This is a genomic window from Polaribacter irgensii 23-P, assembly GCF_000153225.1.
Classification (GTDB): domain Bacteria; phylum Bacteroidota; class Bacteroidia; order Flavobacteriales; family Flavobacteriaceae; genus Polaribacter; species Polaribacter irgensii.
This window is the reverse complement of sequence record NZ_CH724148.1, coordinates 2206904-2223231: the sequence shown is the minus strand read 5'-3', so window position 1 is coordinate 2223231 and position 16328 is coordinate 2206904. Positions and strand designations below refer to the sequence as shown.

11 protein-coding genes are annotated in these 16328 nt (G+C 34.4%); 9 read left to right on the top strand and 2 right to left on the bottom strand.

Annotated elements, in window-relative coordinates; genetic code table 11:
* Nucleotides 1-122 precede the first annotated feature (122 nt).
* A complete protein-coding gene (gene rlmD, locus PI23P_RS09920; RefSeq protein WP_004570695.1) occupies nucleotides 123-1580 on the bottom strand; it encodes a 23S rRNA (uracil(1939)-C(5))-methyltransferase RlmD in 1458 nt (485 codons plus the stop codon).
* A gap of 447 nt (nucleotides 1581-2027) precedes the next feature.
* Between rlmD and rocD the strand changes: the two genes are divergently transcribed.
* Both rocD and PI23P_RS09910 read left to right on the top strand, forming a co-directional pair.
* On the top strand, nucleotides 2028-3308 hold the full coding sequence (gene rocD / locus PI23P_RS09915) for an ornithine--oxo-acid transaminase (protein WP_004570694.1): 1281 nt from the start codon (nucleotides 2028-2030) through the stop codon (nucleotides 3306-3308).
* A gap of 103 nt (nucleotides 3309-3411) precedes the next feature.
* Entirely contained in the window at nucleotides 3412-3855 is a 444-nt protein-coding gene (locus PI23P_RS09910; protein WP_004570693.1) for a hypothetical protein, read from the top strand.
* Nucleotides 3856-3930: 75 nt separating this feature from the next.
* Here PI23P_RS09910 and PI23P_RS09905 read toward each other — a convergent pair whose 3' ends face one another.
* The gene (locus PI23P_RS09905; protein ID WP_004570692.1) at nucleotides 3931-6516 is read right to left on the bottom strand and encodes an AsmA-like C-terminal region-containing protein; all 2586 of its coding nucleotides are present in this window, start codon (nucleotides 6514-6516) and stop codon (nucleotides 3931-3933) included.
* Between the two features lie 475 nt (nucleotides 6517-6991).
* Between PI23P_RS09905 and PI23P_RS09900 the strand changes: the two genes are divergently transcribed.
* The 7 genes from PI23P_RS09900 to hisB all read left to right on the top strand — a co-directional run bounded on the left by PI23P_RS09900 (nucleotide 6992) and on the right by hisB (nucleotide 16290).
* A complete protein-coding gene (locus tag PI23P_RS09900) occupies nucleotides 6992-9106 on the top strand; it encodes a S9 family peptidase (protein WP_004570691.1) in 2115 nt (704 codons plus the stop codon).
* Between the two features lie 81 nt (nucleotides 9107-9187).
* The gene (capA, locus tag PI23P_RS09895) at nucleotides 9188-10186 is read left to right on the top strand and encodes a cysteate synthase (RefSeq protein ID WP_004570690.1); all 999 of its coding nucleotides are present in this window, start codon (nucleotides 9188-9190) and stop codon (nucleotides 10184-10186) included.
* 79 nt (nucleotides 10187-10265) lie between these two features.
* Nucleotides 10266-11513 carry a cysteate-C-fatty acyltransferase gene (gene capB, locus PI23P_RS09890; protein WP_004570689.1) on the top strand — a complete coding sequence of 416 codons (1248 nt, stop codon included), beginning with the start codon at nucleotides 10266-10268 and terminating at the stop codon, nucleotides 11511-11513.
* Between the two features lie 323 nt (nucleotides 11514-11836).
* The gene (gene hisG, locus PI23P_RS09880) at nucleotides 11837-12694 is read left to right on the top strand and encodes an ATP phosphoribosyltransferase (RefSeq protein ID WP_004570687.1); all 858 of its coding nucleotides are present in this window, start codon (nucleotides 11837-11839) and stop codon (nucleotides 12692-12694) included.
* Nucleotide 12695: 1 nt separating this feature from the next.
* Nucleotides 12696-13979, top strand: coding sequence for a histidinol dehydrogenase (gene hisD, locus PI23P_RS09875; protein WP_004570686.1), 1284 nt, complete (start codon nucleotides 12696-12698; stop codon nucleotides 13977-13979).
* Nucleotides 13980-14101: 122 nt separating this feature from the next.
* A complete protein-coding gene (hisC, locus tag PI23P_RS09870; protein ID WP_004570685.1) occupies nucleotides 14102-15157 on the top strand; it encodes a histidinol-phosphate transaminase in 1056 nt (351 codons plus the stop codon).
* Nucleotides 15154-16290: a bifunctional histidinol-phosphatase/imidazoleglycerol-phosphate dehydratase HisB gene (gene hisB / locus PI23P_RS09865; RefSeq protein WP_004570684.1), complete on the top strand. Its 1137-nt coding sequence runs from the start codon at nucleotides 15154-15156 to the stop codon at nucleotides 16288-16290. Before hisC ends, hisB begins: the two co-directional genes overlap by 4 nt.
* Nucleotides 16291-16328: the final 38 nt, after the last annotated feature.

Genomic DNA, 16328 nt, shown 5'->3' with positions numbered 1-16328 from the left:
CATGTATTATACATGGCTGAATTCATCTTATTTTATTTCGAATCTAAACATTCGAGCCAGCACCTTTTCAACTTCTAATAAACGAACAATTTTTAAATAAAACGCTAACTTTAAAAGATGAACTACGAAACTTTCTCAAATAAGACAACCGTTTCTATGTGCGCAGTGTGGGGAAATTGATCTACTAAACTCATCTTTTTGATTACATATCCCGCTGCTCCCAGTAATTCAGTATCTCTAGCCTGTGTTGCAGGATTGCAGGAAACATAAACCATCCTATCTGCATTAAGATTGATTATTTTTTGCAAAGTTTTGGGCGCAATTCCTGCTCTGGCAGGATCTAAAATAATTGTTTTTATCTTGTTTTCATACTCTGGATGTGATGTTAAAAATTTTCCAACATCTGCTGCGAAAAATTGCACACCGGTAATATTATTTCTTTTGGCATTTTTTTCCGCGTCTTCGATAGCAGAAGCTACAATATCTACCCCAATAATCTGAGCATTTTTACTTTTAGAAGCTACAATTTGTCCAATGGTTCCTGTTCCACAAAACAAATCCATAACCACCGTGTTATCTACTTTTGTTTTGTCTTCTAAAACATATTCAACGACCTTATTATATAATTTCTCTGCACACTTAGGATTGGTTTGAAAAAAACTTTTCATGCTAATTTCAAAATCTAATCCCAACAATTGCTCTACAATTTTATCTTTTCCATACACCAAGTTTAAACTCCCAGAGGTCGCAATTGTTCTGTCGCCAGTTTCGTCGTTTATCGTGTGTAGCAAACCTGCTAAACGCTTTCCAAAAATATCCTTTAGAAAGTCAGCAAATTTATTTAGGTCAAATTTCTCTAATTCTGGTGAAGTGGTGACTAAATTACATAACAACTCGTCCGTTTTGAAAGATTTACGCACTACAAAGTAGCGAAAGAAACCTTCTCTTTTTGGACCATGCCAGGGATCTAAACCTGTTTCGATACAATATTGCTTGATGTTTTTTAGATGGTCTTCCATTTGTTTGTCAAACAAACCAGAATCCTTATTTAAATCATCTCCCATCCACCAAACACCCCGTCTTTTAAAGCCTAAAGTGAATTCGTCTTTATCTCTTTTTGTAATTCTGTCATATCCAATTGCCGAAAAGCCATATTCCATTTTATTTCGATAATGAAAGACATTTGGGGAAGTGACAAATTCGTCAAATAAAGCATCTATATTTTCTACTTTACCTATTTTTTTGAACAGTGAAAGCGTACTTTCTTTTTTGTATTTATGTTGTAATTCAATTGGTAGTTGGATGTAAGGAGCTCCCGGTATGTCTTGATACGGAACTTGAATTTCGTCTTGAGAAGCCTCTAAAACGTCGATTAATTTTGCTTCCGCATATTTTTTACTCGATTTACTAATTTGGGCTTTCACCAATTGTCCTGGAAGCGTGTTCGGTACAAAAATGACAAAACTTCCTTCTTCTGAATGAATGCGTGCAATTCCTTTCCCCCCAAAAGCGTAATCTTCAATTTTTAATTCTAAAACTTGATTTTTTTTTACAAATTGGTTGCGTTCTCTCCGTGACATTAATTTTTATTTTAGTTCGCAAAATTAGGAAAAGTTATTGAGAGGCTGTCCATGAATATTATTTATGTTAAAAAGGTCTAAAATGATCTTTTGACGTACCTAAAACAGTAGGTAAAATAGTGCTGTATGACTTTCGATTACAGAGGTGTACCACTGTATTTTAATTTTTAGAACCTGCTAAGAAGCGTTAAAATTGAAATATTTCCCTTCTTAAAAGTGCAACGCAAAGGTGCATTCGTCAGACCGCATTCCAAAGAAAATCCAAGTGCTGTTGTCAGGAAAAGGAAGTTTTGAAACTGGGACAGTACTAAATTTGTTAATTATTTTGATTACTTTTGTAAAACTTCGGGGATGATTTCTTTCCCACGCTGAATTTTTGGCTCTCGCTAAAAGGATAAAGGTAGAACAGGAATGGTTATTTAATTATAAACATTTAAAATTAAGAGTATGACTGTTTTAGACAAACTTACATCACAAGAGGCAATTGAATTAGAAAACAAGCACGGTGCGCACAATTACCATCCACTTCCTGTGGTTTTGAGTAAAGGTGAAGGTGTTCATGTCTGGGATGTTGAAGGAAAAAAATATTACGATTTCTTGTCAGCTTATTCTGCGGTAAATCAAGGACATTGCCATCCAAAAATTGTCGATGCTATGATGCATCAAGCGAAAACATTGAGTTTAACTTCAAGAGCTTTTCACAACGACATGCTTGGTAAATATGAAAAATTTGCTACGGAATACTTTGGTTATGACAAGTTATTACCAATGAATACCGGTGCAGAAGCGGTAGAGACAGCATTGAAGATTGCTCGAAAATGGGCTTACGAAGTAAAAGGTATCGAAGAAAATAAAGCTGAAATAATTGTTTGTGAAAATAATTTTCACGGAAGAACGACAACCATTATTTCTTTTTCTAATGATGAGGTTGCTCGAAAGAATTTTGGACCCTATACCAATGGCTTTATTAAAATTGAGTATGATAACTTGCATGCTTTAAAAGAAACATTGGAAAGCAGTAAAAATATAGCTGCATTTCTAGTGGAACCTATTCAAGGAGAAGCGGGAGTTTATGTTCCCTCTGATGGTTATTTATCAGCAGCAAAAGAAATGTGTGCTGCACATAATGTATTGTTTATTGCGGATGAAGTACAAACAGGAATCGCAAGAACGGGACGTTTATTGGCTACTTGTGGAAACTGTGCTTGTCCAGAGAAAAACTGTTCTGGAGAACCAGAGACCAAAGCAGACATTCTTATTTTAGGAAAAGCACTGAGTGGCGGAGCATATCCTGTTTCAGCTGTTTTAGCAAATGATGCGATTATGAACGTGATTGGTCCCGGAAACCACGGCTCTACATTTGGAGGAAACCCAATTGCAGCAGCAGTTGCCATGGCCGCTTTGGAAGTAGTAGCAGATGAAAAATTAGCGATCAACGCAGATAGATTAGGACATATATTTAGATCTGAGTTAACAGAATTTTGTAAAACCAATCACTTGGTGAAATCGGTAAGAGGTAAAGGACTGTTAAATGCAATCTTAATAAACGATACCGAAGACAGCACAACTGCCTGGGATATTTGCATGAAATTAAGAGACAACGGTTTGCTAGCAAAACCAACCCATGGTAATATCATTCGTTTTGCTCCTCCTTTAGTCATGACGGAAGTGCAGTTAATGGAATGCGTTGGCATTATTAAAAACACAATTTCTGAATTTAAGAAATAAATTCTACAAAGATCATTTAAAGCCACAAATTTATATTTGTGGCTTTTTTTTGGTCTTATAAATTCATTACTTTTGAAAGTATAAGAGATCAAATACAAAGATTATGCAAAATGTGCTTACCGAATTAGAAGAACTTAAGATAACTCCGGATGCAAAAGAATTTTTAAAGGAAATTGCAAGTTGGTGCAAGTTTTTATCTGTGCTAGGATTTATTAGTATAGGACTGTTGCTTTTTGGTAGCTTTTTTTTAAGCTTGGCGTATCGCAGTGTTCCAGAAATAGCAACCTCGCCTTTTAACGCGGGAGCACTCATTACATTTTCATATATTGTTGTTGTTATCATCTACATATTTCCTCTTTATTACTTGAATCAATTCTCTAATAAAATGAAAAAAGCACTGCTATCTAAAGAGGATAAAGTGCTTGCAACTGCTTTTAAAATGCTAAAATCTCATTATAAGTTTATTGGAGTTTTTACAATTATATTGCTGTCTGTGTATCTTTTATTGGCAATTGTCGCTTTTGCAGGCCTATTTTCTCTCTCGTAAAACAGCAAGTAGTAGATTGAAAATGGAAATGGAAATGGAAATGGAAATGGAAATGGGATACTGCTGTTGTAATACCTAATTTTTCTTTACTGTATCTTTTATCTTGCCAAAGAATCCTCCCAAAACATTCTTTATCTTGTTTTTAGTATTATTTGTTTTTATGCTATTAAAAAGTAAATTTTTCAATTTATCCTTTCCTGTTTTTAGTACACTTTGTTTTTGCTTTTCTAAGAGAATTTTCAAGAGGTCTGCTGTCGTATTTTTTATGTTTGAAGAAAAGATAGGTGTCGAAAAGCTACCCTTTAATGAGGCCTTAATAGGAATGCTTTTAATCCTAGCAACATCTTTTGGAGTGCACTGTGTAAGTGCAGTTGTAACGGTACTTCCTAAATATTTAACTGGAACATCCAAGTTAATGTCATAATTCATAGCAGTATTGAATCCATGCGATCCTTCAATTTTAATAGCAATGTCTTTGTAATTAATATTAATAGGAGGCACACGCACTTGCCCATTAGCAAAAGAAAAAGAAGCACTAACATCATTTAAATTGAATTCATTTAGGTCTAAGAAGTCTATTTTAGAACCCAACAAGTTTAATGCTTTCGAATTTTTTGGCTTTAATTTTGTATTTGACAATTGCCCCCGTAAACTCCCAAAAATAGACTTTAAATTTGGAGTTATGTCGCCATTTAAATCACCAGAGACTTGCAACGTAGCATTTATTTTTCCTTCAACGGTTTCTGTAATAGGAGCGATGGCCTCTAACATTTTTAGATGGTTAAAAGAGTCTGCAATATTTAATTTTTTTAGGTTTAGATCCAGTGCAAACTTAGACCTCTTTTCTGCGGTAGAAACCACACCATCAAAATCAATATTTCCTCCAAATACAGCGGAAGTTATGTTCTTTAATCGAACGGATTCTTCTTTGATATGTAGCTCTCCAGAAACAGATGTCAAATTGATATTGTCATAGATTACTTTTTTAGCAACTGCTTCTAAGCGCACATCTAAAAAAGAAGGTATTTTTAAGTTTATTGTTTCTTTTTCTTTAGTATTAGTCGTTTTGCTTTGTGTTAGAAAATCAGATACTTTAAAAACAGTCGAATTTAAATTGAAATTTCCTTTCAATTTCTCATCCTTATAAAGAAAGCCATAAAAGTTCTCTAAATTTCCTTGAATGGCGATGTCTGATGCTCCAGTTTTTGCTCTGAATTCTTCTAAGATAACAGTATTTGTAGTGAAAGAAACCGAAGTTTTGTCAATAAAAAAAGGGTTGGCTATATCTTCAGCTTTGAACTTAAAATTAGAAACTGTAATATTCCCTTTGTTTTTTATGTGTTGATAGGTTTCTTTTTCAATAGATTTTAAATCAAATTGTGTGGTGATATCTGCTTGTAAAATCCCTTTTAGTTCGTTTTTAAAAGTAATTGGATATACTTTTTTAATAGTACCGAGGTCGATGCTTCCTTTTACTTTTAAATTTACAGTAGCATTTTCTAAAAGGTTAACAACATTGCCGCTTGCGCTAAAAAGATCTTTATCTAATTTAAAAGATGTGTTTGTAATTGCTATTTTTGTGTCTTTTAAATATCCTGAGGTGTTGATAATACTGGCATCAATATTAATATTGTTTACTGACTTCGGCAAACTTGTATATTTAAACATGGCATTTTTAGACACAAATGAAATGTTTAGCGCAGGGATCGTGGTTTCAGTAAAAGATCCTTTTACAACTCCATTTAAGTCAAAATTCCCTTTGGTCTCGATACCGTTTAAATCTTTTGAATATTGTTTTGGCAGTAATGCTAGTAAATTTTTAAATGACGAGTTTGGTGTGTAGAATGCCATATCGTAGAACTGACCTTCTTCGGTTAATTGAATAAAACCATTGAACTCCAAAGGAAGTTTATTGATAGAAGCAGTGTTTTCTTTAAATGTGAATTTTGAATTTTGTAAATCGATGTTTAAAGCAGCATTCAACTTTATGTTTATATCTTTTAAATAATTTATATTTTGATAATCTAAAGAAAGTTTAGCAGTAGTCTTGGTGTCAATATCTAAAATTTCTTTGGTAAAATTTCCTTTTCCTGAGTGATAAATATTATTTAGTGCTAGCTTAACTTTTGAAGTTTCGTCAGAAAAACTAAAATTAATATTTTCTAGTGCATATTCATTTATCAATAAGGCAACCGCACTCTCTGTTTCCGTTGTCACAGAATTATTTTTTTTAGCAATATCAAAATTAGCACTATTATTTTTATCAAAAATGATGTTCAGAGTTCCGTTTGTTGCCGAAATACGATCAATTGCTATGGGTGCTGTTTTGTAATAAAATAGGGATGTAATTTTTATGGTAAAATTTATTTTTTCGGCATGAAACAACGTATCTCTTAGAAAAGGAGCCTTATTTATGATTGCCAGTTCGTTTACTCTTAAGCTTGCGTAAGGAAAGTTTCTAAAGAAACTTAAATCTAGCTCTTTAAAGCTGACTGTTGCGTTGATCTTATTATTGATGGTATCCGAAACCAATGCTAAAATTTTATCCTTAAATAAAAGTGGAATTGCACTCATTGCAAGTATTAAAACGAGCAGAATAGAAAGGCTGTATTTGAGTATTTTATTACCTGAAGAGGATTTCTTTTGTTTTTTCGGAATCATTATTTTTTGATAGCTGTTAATTGGGTGAAATTACTTCTATTAAAATAGGCATTTGAATTTAGAAAATAATTAAAAAAAACTCGTTTTTTTAACTGGTATAAGCAACTTTTAAAATGTGTCCTCCAAGTTCGTTATCCTCTTTTAGAACTGCTCAAATTATATTATTTTTATAAGTGATCAGTGAACGTTTACAAGGATATTCGATACAATGATTATAAAGGGAACCAATTATGTGGATTTAGAAAGTATGCATTGTCACACAATCTTCTGTATTTATAATGTTCATTATTGGTTGTGTTTTTGTATTTATAAACCACTATAAAAAGTGCTTTTAAACTGTTATTGCGTTACCTGCGAAGGGCATGTTAAATTTAGTAAACATAAACTATTCTTAAATCTATAAAAAAGGAAAGCAATATTTACAAAAACTCTAATTTTAAGTCTTATTTTTGTGTTCGTTTGTAAAAATAAATCCATGAAAAATATAACTTCTAAAGCACCTTTAGCCGATAAACAACCCAAAACATTATCCTTGCACGATGATGTAAGAATTGATAACTATTTTTGGATGCGTCTGTCCGATGCGCAGAAGCTTGCAGACATAAAAGATGAACAAACTAAAAAGGTCATTGGTTATTTAGAAGAAGAAAACACATATCATGATCAAATTACTGCTTCAACTAAGAATTTTGAAAAACAGTTGTTTGAAGAAATGAAAGGACGGATTAAGGAGGATGATTCTTCTGTTCCTTACAAAGACAATGGTTACTTCTACAGCACCCGTTTTGAAATTGGCATGCAATACCCTATTTACAGCAGACAGAAAGACAACGTAGAGGCAGCGGAGCAAATTTTGTTCAATGTAAATGAAATGGCCAAGGATTTTGATTATTTTCAAATGGGAGGTCTCAATATTTCTAATGATAATAAACTGGCCGTTTTTGCAACGGACACCGTTAGTCGAAGACAATATTTTCTTCGAATTAAAAATTTAGAAACTGGAGAAATTTACAAAGACATTATAGAAAACACCTCTGGTGGTTCTGTTTGGGCAAATGACAACAGGACTTTTTTTTACACGAAGAAAGATCCAAATACGCTAAGAAGCGAAAAAATATTTAGACATGTTTTGGGAACACCAACTTCTGAGGATGTTGAAGTTTTTCATGAAATAGACGAAACTTTTGGCACCTATGTAACCAAATCAAAATCCAATAAATACATTATTATTGGATCTTACAGCACGGTTTCTACGGAAGCTCAATTTTTAGATGCAGACAATCCAACAGGGACATTTACAATGTTGCAGGGACGTGAGCGAGATTTAGAATACAGTGTTTCTCATTTTGAGAATGATTTTTATTTGTTGACAAATAAAGACAATGCAACCAACTTTAAACTAATGAAAACCCCGGTTTCTAATACCGAAAAAGAAAACTGGACAGATGTAATTCCGCATAGGGAAGATACATTACTAGAAGATTTTTCAATATTTAAAGAGTACTTAGTGCTGGAAGAACGCACGAATGGATTGAATAAAGTACGCATTAAGCGCTGGGATAAATCTGCTGATTATTACCTGCCATTTAAAGAAGAAACGTATTCGGTAGGCGTATATTCAAACCCTGACTTTGACACAGAGATAATTCGCTATTCTTACAATTCCATGACAACCCCTGCTTCCGTAATTGATTTTAATATGCGGGATAAATCTGAGCAGATTAAAAAAGAACAAGAAGTTTTGGGCGGTAAGTTTAACAAAGAAAATTATCGCAGTAAACGTCTCTGGGCAACCGCACGAGATGGTGAAAAAATAGCTGTTTCTATTGTGCATCACAAAGATACAAAGCTTGATGAAAATACACCTTTATTACAATATGCCTACGGTTCTTATGGGTATACCATTCCAGACGGTTTTTCTACCACGCGCTTGAGTTTGCTAGACAGAGGGTTTGTATACGCTTTGGCACACATTCGTGGAAGTGAATACTTAGGACGAAATTGGTATGAAGATGGTAAAATGTTAAACAAGAAGAATACATTTACAGATTTTGTAGATTGTTCTAAATATTTAATTGACAACAAGTACACTTCAGCAAAACATTTATATGCAATGGGTGGATCCGCTGGAGGTCTGTTGATGGGAGCAATTATAAATATGAATCCTGAACTTTACAACGGTATTATTGCTGCAGTTCCATTTGTAGACGTAGTTTCGACAATGATAGATGATTCCATTCCACTCACAACAGGGGAATACGACGAATGGGGAAACCCAAATGACAAAGAATATTACGATTATATAAAATCATATTCACCTTATGATCAAGTAAAACCAAAAGCGTATCCGAACATGTTGGTTACCACTGGTTTTCACGACTCTCAAGTGCAATATTGGGAACCTGCTAAATGGGTGGCAAAATTAAGGGAGCTAAAAACAGATGACAATCTTTTATTGTTAAGGACAAATATGGAGGCAGGTCATGGAGGTGCTTCTGGTCGTTTTGATGCTTTAAAAGAAACGGCGAAAGACTTTACTTTTTTGCTTTTGTTAGAACATAAATTGGCACAAAATTTGGGTACGTCATAAAATCGATTTATAATTTAAAACAAAAATTGTACTTTTACATTTAGGGCTAACAAAAATCACAGATTTTTTGTGAAATTTAGAATGACTAAAAACGACGGTATTCACAACAGTATTTTAGAGTTAGTAGGAGAAACACCATTGATTAAACTTCAAAAAATCACAAAAGATTTAAAAGGTGCTTATTATGCAAAAGTAGAATATTTTAATCCAAGACTTTCTTCAAAGGATCGGATTGCATTGCATATTATTAATGATGCCGAGAAAAAGGGGATTCTTAAAAAAGGAGCAACCATCGTAGAAACCACTTCTGGTAATACTGGATATAGTTTGGCAATGATAAGTCTTATTAAAGGCTATAAGTGCATTTTAGCGGTAAGTGATAAGTCTTCAAAGGATAAAATTGATTTATTAAAAACAATGGGTGCAGAAGTGCACGTTTGTCCAGCAAACGTGCCAGCTGATGACCCAAGGTCCTATTATGAAATCGCCAAAACGATTCACAAGAAAACAGAGCACTCTGTGTATATCAATCAATATTTTAATGCGTTGAATATAGAGGCACATTATAGGACCACAGGACCGGAGATTTGGCAACAAACTAATGGAAAAGTCACACATGTAGTAGTCGTCAGTGGAACTGGAGGAACGATTTCAGGTGTTGGAAAATTCTTGAAAGAACAAAATCCGGCGATACAGGTTTTAGGAGTAGATGCTTTTGGTTCTGTTCTTAAGAAATACCATGAAACAGGAGAATTAGATCCTAAAAAAATAAAACCGTATCGTATCGAGGGGCTCGGAAAATCACTCATTCCAACGGCTACAGATTTTGATGTGATTGACACCTATGAAAAAGTGGGGGATAAAGATGCTGCTTTAGCAGCAAGAGAAATTGTGCAAAAAGAAGGCTTATTTTGCGGCTATACTAGTGGAGCGGTAATGCAAGCAACCAAACAGTATGCTGCTTTAGACATGTTTGATAAAAAGAGCTTTGTAGTGATTATATTTCCCGACCATGGCTCTAGGTATATGAAAAAAATATATAGTGACACGTGGATGAAAGCACAAGGTTTTATTGACTAAATCATCAAAAATCTACGTTTTATTGAATTGTTTAAACTCACAGAATTTATTAACTTTGCGTACAGTAAAATAGCGGAATATGACGACAGATTTATTTGATAGGATTAGAAAAGACAAAGGTCCCTTAGGGAAATGGGCAGACATTGCAGAAGGCTATTATGTCTTTCCAAAATTAGAAGGACCTATTTCTAATCGAATGTTTTTTAATGGTAAAAAAGTAATTACTTGGAGCATCAATGATTACTTAGGATTGGCAAATCATCCAGAAATTTTAAAAGTGGATGGAGAAGCATCTTCAGAACACGGTTTAGCGTATCCTATGGGCGCTAGAATGATGTCTGGACACACTCCTTTTCACGAACAACTAGAACAAGAGTGCGCGGCATTTGTAGCGAAAGAAAATGCATATGTATTAAATTTTGGATACCAAGGAATTATGTCAGCTATTGACGCTTTGGTGACAAAAAACGATATCATTGTATACGACATGGATACACATGCTTGTATTATTGATGGTGTTCGTTTGCATTCGGGAAAGCGCTTTGTATATCGCCACAACGATATGGAAAGTTTTGAAAAAAACATTAAGCGCGCATCTAAAATGGCAGAAAAAACAGGTGGTGGCATTCTGGTGATTTCGGAAGGTGTTTTTGGAATGCGAGGTGAGCAAGGGCGTTTGAAAGAAATTGTAGCTTTTAAAAAAGAATACAACTTTAGATTACTCGTAGACGATGCACATGGATTTGGAACTTTAGGAAAAGACGGCAGAGGAACTGGTTTTGAACAAGGAGTGCAAGATGATATTGATGTGTATTTTGCAACATTTGCGAAGTCTATGGCAGGTATTGGAGCCTTTTTAGCGGGAAATAAAGATGTAATACAGTATTTACAGTACAATATGCGTTCTCAGACGTTTGCCAAATCATTGCCATTAGCAATGGTAAAAGGAGCTTTAAAGCGGTTAGACATGTTGCGGACAATGCCCGAATTAAAACAAAAATTATGGGAAAACACCAATACTTTACAATCGGGATTGCGAGCGGCAGGATTTGACTTAGGAACAACGCAAACGTGTATTACACCTGTGTTTCTAAAGGGGGACATCCCTGAAGCCATGGCAATGGTCAACGATTTGCGTGAAAACCACAACGTATTTTGTTCCATTGTTGTTTATCCTGTGATTCCGAAAGGATTGATTATTCTGAGGCTTATACCAACAGCTACACATACGCAAGAAGATATTTCAGAAACCATTACTGCTTTCTCTGCGATCCGAATCTTGTTGGAAAACGGCACTTATAAAAAAATCGCAGCAGAAATGATTTAATTGTTTTGCCATTAAAAAAGGAACATTGCATTTTCTTTTAGCAGAAAAAAGAACCAAATATTAAATTTTTGATAAAATTAAAGATTTTAATGTTTTTTTAATTGCTCCCCTTGGTTTATTACAAATAAAATTAAGATCTTTGCAGAAAAAATACAGAACATGACTTTTATTCAAGCACATCATCATCATCATTTTTACAATTGCATTCAAGCGATTTAAAAATGTATTGAATAAAATCAACATATTTATAAACCCGTTTGAGCAAATCAAACGGGTTTTTTTAATTTTAAGCCGTATTTGTTCAGACCACAAAAAAACAACAAATGAGTAATTTAAGAATTGCAGTACAAAAGTCAGGTAGATTAAACGAAGATTCCATGCAAATTTTAAAAGATATTGGAATTTCAATAGACAATGGAATCGACCAATTAAAAGCTTCTGCAAGAAATTTTCCAGTAGAAGTATTCTATTTAAGAAATGGCGATATTCCACAATATCTTAGAGATGGCGTAGTAGATGCCGCTATTATAGGTGAAAATATTTTGATTGAAAAAGGAAATGATTTGGCGTTTATTGAGCGTTTAGGTTTTTCAAAATGTAAAGTTTCTATCGCAGTACCAAAAGAATCTAAAGCCAATTCTTTAAAAGATTTAGCAGGAAAAAGAATTGCAACTTCTTATCCTGAAACAGTCATGAAGTTTTTAAAAGAGCAGAATATTGATGCGCAATTGCACACCATAAGTGGCTCTGTAGAGATCGCACCAAATATTGGTTTGGCTGACGGAATTTGTGACATCGTTTCTAGTGGAAGCACCTTGTTTAAAAATGGTTTGAAGGAAATTGAAGTGCTGCTCCAGTCGGAAGCTGTTTTGGCGGTCTCTCCAAAAATTTCTGAAGAAAGAAGTGTCATCTTGCAAAAAATCCAATTTAGAATCCAATCCGTATTAAAGGGAAGAGATTCTAAATATGTACTGTTAAATGCTCCAAATGACAAGTTAGAGGCTATTTTAAATTTACTTCCAGGAATGCGAAGTCCTACAGTACTTCCTTTAGCTGAAGAAGGCTGGAGTTCTGTGCACACCGTCATTTCTAAAAATGAGTTTTGGGATATAATTGATGGCTTAAAAGAAAATGGAGCAGAAGGTATTTTAGTTTGTCCAATCGAAAAAATGGTATTGTAATATGAAAACGATCTTAAACCCACAAAAGAAAGATTGGAATAAAATCTTAGAAAGACCTACCAAAAAAGTAGGTGATATTGAAGCGACTGTAAATGAAATTTTTACAGACATTCAAGCAAATGGTGATGCTGGAGTCGCAAAATATACTGAGAAATTTGACGGTATTGCCCTAGATAGTAATTTGGTTTCGGTAGCAGAAATTGAAGAAGCAATCTCTTTAGTTCCCAAAGAATTAAAAGAAGCAATTCAGCAAGCAAAAGAAAACATTACCAAATTTCACGCAGCACAAAAGACGGAAAAGGTAAGTGTAGAAACTACGAAAGGCGTGCAATGTTGGCAAGAGAAAAGACCCATCCAGAAAGTAGGGTTGTATGTTCCAGGAGGCACAGCACCTTTACTTTCAACTGTATTAATGTTGTCGATACCCGCTAAAATTGCAGGTTGTAAAGAAATTGTACTGTGTTCTCCACCAAATAAAGAAGGAAAGCTTCCTCCTGCTATTTTATACGCCGCAAATTTGTGTGGTGTTACAAAAATTATAAAAGTTGGCGGAATTCAAGCAATTGCAGCGTATACTTTTGGAACGGAAACAATTCCTCAAGTGTATAAAATTTTTGGTCCTGGAAACCAATTTGTTACGGTTGCAAAACAGTTGGCAACCAAGTACGGCGTTGCGATTGACATGCCTGCGGGACCGAGTGAACTGTTGATCGTTGCAGATGACTCTGCGAATGCCAGTTTTGTTGCGGCCGATTTATTAAGTCAAGCGGAACACGGCATAGACAGTCAAGTAGTATTAGTTTCTACTTCAAAAAAACTTATCGATGCAGTGTCAATTGAAATTGAAAAACAGCTTTTAGAATTGCCAAGAATAGAAATTACGCAAAAGGCAATCCACAACTCGACTTCTATTTTTGTTGAAAATGATGCCATTGCTTTAGAGCTGATCAATGAATACGGCCCTGAACATTTTATTGTCTGTACAAAAAACAATGCTTTTTATATTGAGAACATAGAAAACGCAGGTTCGGTATTTATTGGAAATTATACCCCAGAAAGTGCAGGCGATTATGCTTCAGGAACCAATCATACTTTGCCAACCAACGGATTTACAAAAGCATATTCAGGAGTAAATTTAGACAGTTTTATGAAGAGTATTACTTTTCAAGAAATTTCGAAAGAGGGCATTCAAAATATTGGAAAATCTATCGAAATTATGGCAGCTGCAGAAGGTTTACAAGCGCACAAAAATGCGGTTACGTTGCGCTTAAAAGAGCTATTATAAATAATTAAAGTGTCTTTAAGGGGTGCGTGGGGATGGTCTTTAAGAAGATTCCAACCGCAAAAAAAAGTACTTTTAGAAATGATATTAAGAGTAAATATTAAGATTGTTAAAGTCTTTATAGTATGAAAACAAAATTCAATTTAGAGAGCCTTGTTAGAGAAAATATAAAAGCTCTGAAACCATATTCATCGGCAAGAGATGAGTACAAAGATGTGAACACGTCTGAAATGATTTTTTTAGATGCCAATGAAAATCCCTTTGAAAACGGAGTCAATCGGTATCCAGATCCACAGCAGCAAAATGTTAAAGAATTACTTTCACAAGTTAAAAACATTAGCAGTAAAAACATCCTTTTAGGAAATGGAAGTGATGAGGTTCTTGATTTGATATTTAGAGCTTTTTGCGAACCCAATCAAGACAATATAATTACGCTTCCACCAACATATGGTATGTATGCTGTGTTGGCGAATATCAATGCCGTCGAAAATAGACCGGTACTGTTAAGTACAGATTTTCAACCAAAAGTGACACAGATTTTAAAGGAGGTCGATGAAAATAGTAAAATCTTGTTCCTGTGTTCTCCAAACAATCCTTCCGGAAATACCTTTACGATAGAAATTGTAGAAGAACTCTTGTTAAAATTTAATGGCTTGGTGGTAATTGACGAGGCTTATATTGATTTCTCAGAACAAAAAAGTTGGCTGGAAAAGATAGCGCAATTTCCGAACTTAATGATTACTCAAACACTATCAAAAGCATTTGGTTTGGCAGGTATTCGGTTAGGCGTGTGTTATGCATCTGAAGAAATTATAAAAATTTTAAATCGTATCAAACCACCTTACAACGTCAATGAGCTTACACAACAAAAAGCAATAGAAAGATTGTCAAAAATTGATGCTGTAAAAAAAGAAGTTTTTGAAATTATTCAAGAGCGCACAAAAGTAGTAGAGGCCTTGAAAGAGATTGCCTTTGTCAAAGTTATATATCCCACAGATTGCAATTTCGTTTTAGTTCAGGTAGACAATGCAACCACGCGTTATGAACAATTGATTGCAAAAGGAATCGTAGTGCGCAATAGAACAACGCAAGCTTTGTGTGAGAATTGTCTGCGTTTCACGATTGGTACTCCTCTTGAAAATCAGCAATTAATGAAAGCTTTAAAAGAAATATCGTTATGAAAAAAGTATTATTTATTGACAGAGATGGAACCTTAGTGTTGGAGCCGCCAGTAGATTATCAACTAGATAGCTTAGAAAAGTTGGAGTTTTACCCAAAAGTATTTCAATACATGGCAAAAATTGCTTTAGAATTAGACTACGAATTGGTTATGGTGACCAATCAAGACGGTTTAGGAACGGACAGCTTCCCTGAAAACACTTTTTGGCCTGCGCAAAATAAAGTGCTCTCAGCATTTGAAAAAGAAGGGGTTGTTTTTTCTGATATTTTAATAGACAGAACGTTTCCGCATGAAAATGCCGCAACTAGAAAACCAAAAACTGGATTGCTTAAAAAATACTTTTCCAGCGACTATGACTTGGAGAATTCTTTTGTTTTAGGAGATCGCATCACCGATATGGAACTGGCAAGAAATTTGGGGGCGAAAGGTATTTTCTTGTCTGAAAATCCAGAATTAGGGGCAGATGAAATCAATACTTCTACACAAGAAATCAATGAATGTATCGCGCTTACAAGCACAGACTGGTCAGAAATTTATGAATTTTTGAAATTGAAAGATCGCGTTGCCGAAATTACCAGAAATACCAATGAAACAAAGATTTATATTAAAGTAAATTTAGACGGTTCTGGAAAAAACAACATTTCCACAGGTTTGTCATTTTTTGACCATATGTTAGATCAAATTGGTCGGCATGGAAATATGGATTTAACCATTCAAGTAAAAGGCGATCTAGAAGTTGACGAACACCACACCATAGAAGACACTATGATTGCTTTTGGAGAACTGTTTAACAAAGCATTAGGAAATAAATTAGGCATTGAAAGATATGGTTTTTGTTTGCCTATGGATGATTGTCTGGCACAAGTGGCTGTAGATTTTGGTGGTCGAAATTGGTTGGAATGGGATGCAGAATTTAAACGAGAGAAAATAGGGGACATGCCGACAGAAATGTTCTACCATTTATTTAAATCGTTTACAGACGGTGCTAAATGTAACTTAAATATCAAGGCAGAAGGAAACAACGAACACCATAAAATAGAAGGTATTTTTAAAGCATTTGCAAAGGCTATGAAAATGGCGGTAAAACGAGATGCTAACAAAATGTTTTTACCCAGCACAAAGGGAATGTTATAAAATAGCTTTTTCTATTTGTTGCGAACAAATGGTTATAA

Coding starts and splice junctions, on each gene's coding strand:
- rlmD (WP_004570695.1), bottom strand. CDS start 1,580: ATGTCACGGAGAGAACGCAACCAATTTGTAAAAAAAAATCAAGTTTTA.
- rocD (WP_004570694.1), top strand. CDS start 2,028: ATGACTGTTTTAGACAAACTTACATCACAAGAGGCAATTGAATTAGAA.
- PI23P_RS09910 (WP_004570693.1), top strand. CDS start 3,412: ATGCAAAATGTGCTTACCGAATTAGAAGAACTTAAGATAACTCCGGAT.
- PI23P_RS09905 (WP_004570692.1), bottom strand. CDS start 6,516: ATGATTCCGAAAAAACAAAAGAAATCCTCTTCAGGTAATAAAATACTC.
- PI23P_RS09900 (WP_004570691.1), top strand. CDS start 6,992: ATGAAAAATATAACTTCTAAAGCACCTTTAGCCGATAAACAACCCAAA.
- capA (WP_004570690.1), top strand. CDS start 9,188: ATGACTAAAAACGACGGTATTCACAACAGTATTTTAGAGTTAGTAGGA.
- capB (WP_004570689.1), top strand. CDS start 10,266: ATGACGACAGATTTATTTGATAGGATTAGAAAAGACAAAGGTCCCTTA.
- hisG (WP_004570687.1), top strand. CDS start 11,837: ATGAGTAATTTAAGAATTGCAGTACAAAAGTCAGGTAGATTAAACGAA.
- hisD (WP_004570686.1), top strand. CDS start 12,696: ATGAAAACGATCTTAAACCCACAAAAGAAAGATTGGAATAAAATCTTA.
- hisC (WP_004570685.1), top strand. CDS start 14,102: ATGAAAACAAAATTCAATTTAGAGAGCCTTGTTAGAGAAAATATAAAA.
- hisB (WP_004570684.1), top strand. CDS start 15,154: ATGAAAAAAGTATTATTTATTGACAGAGATGGAACCTTAGTGTTGGAG.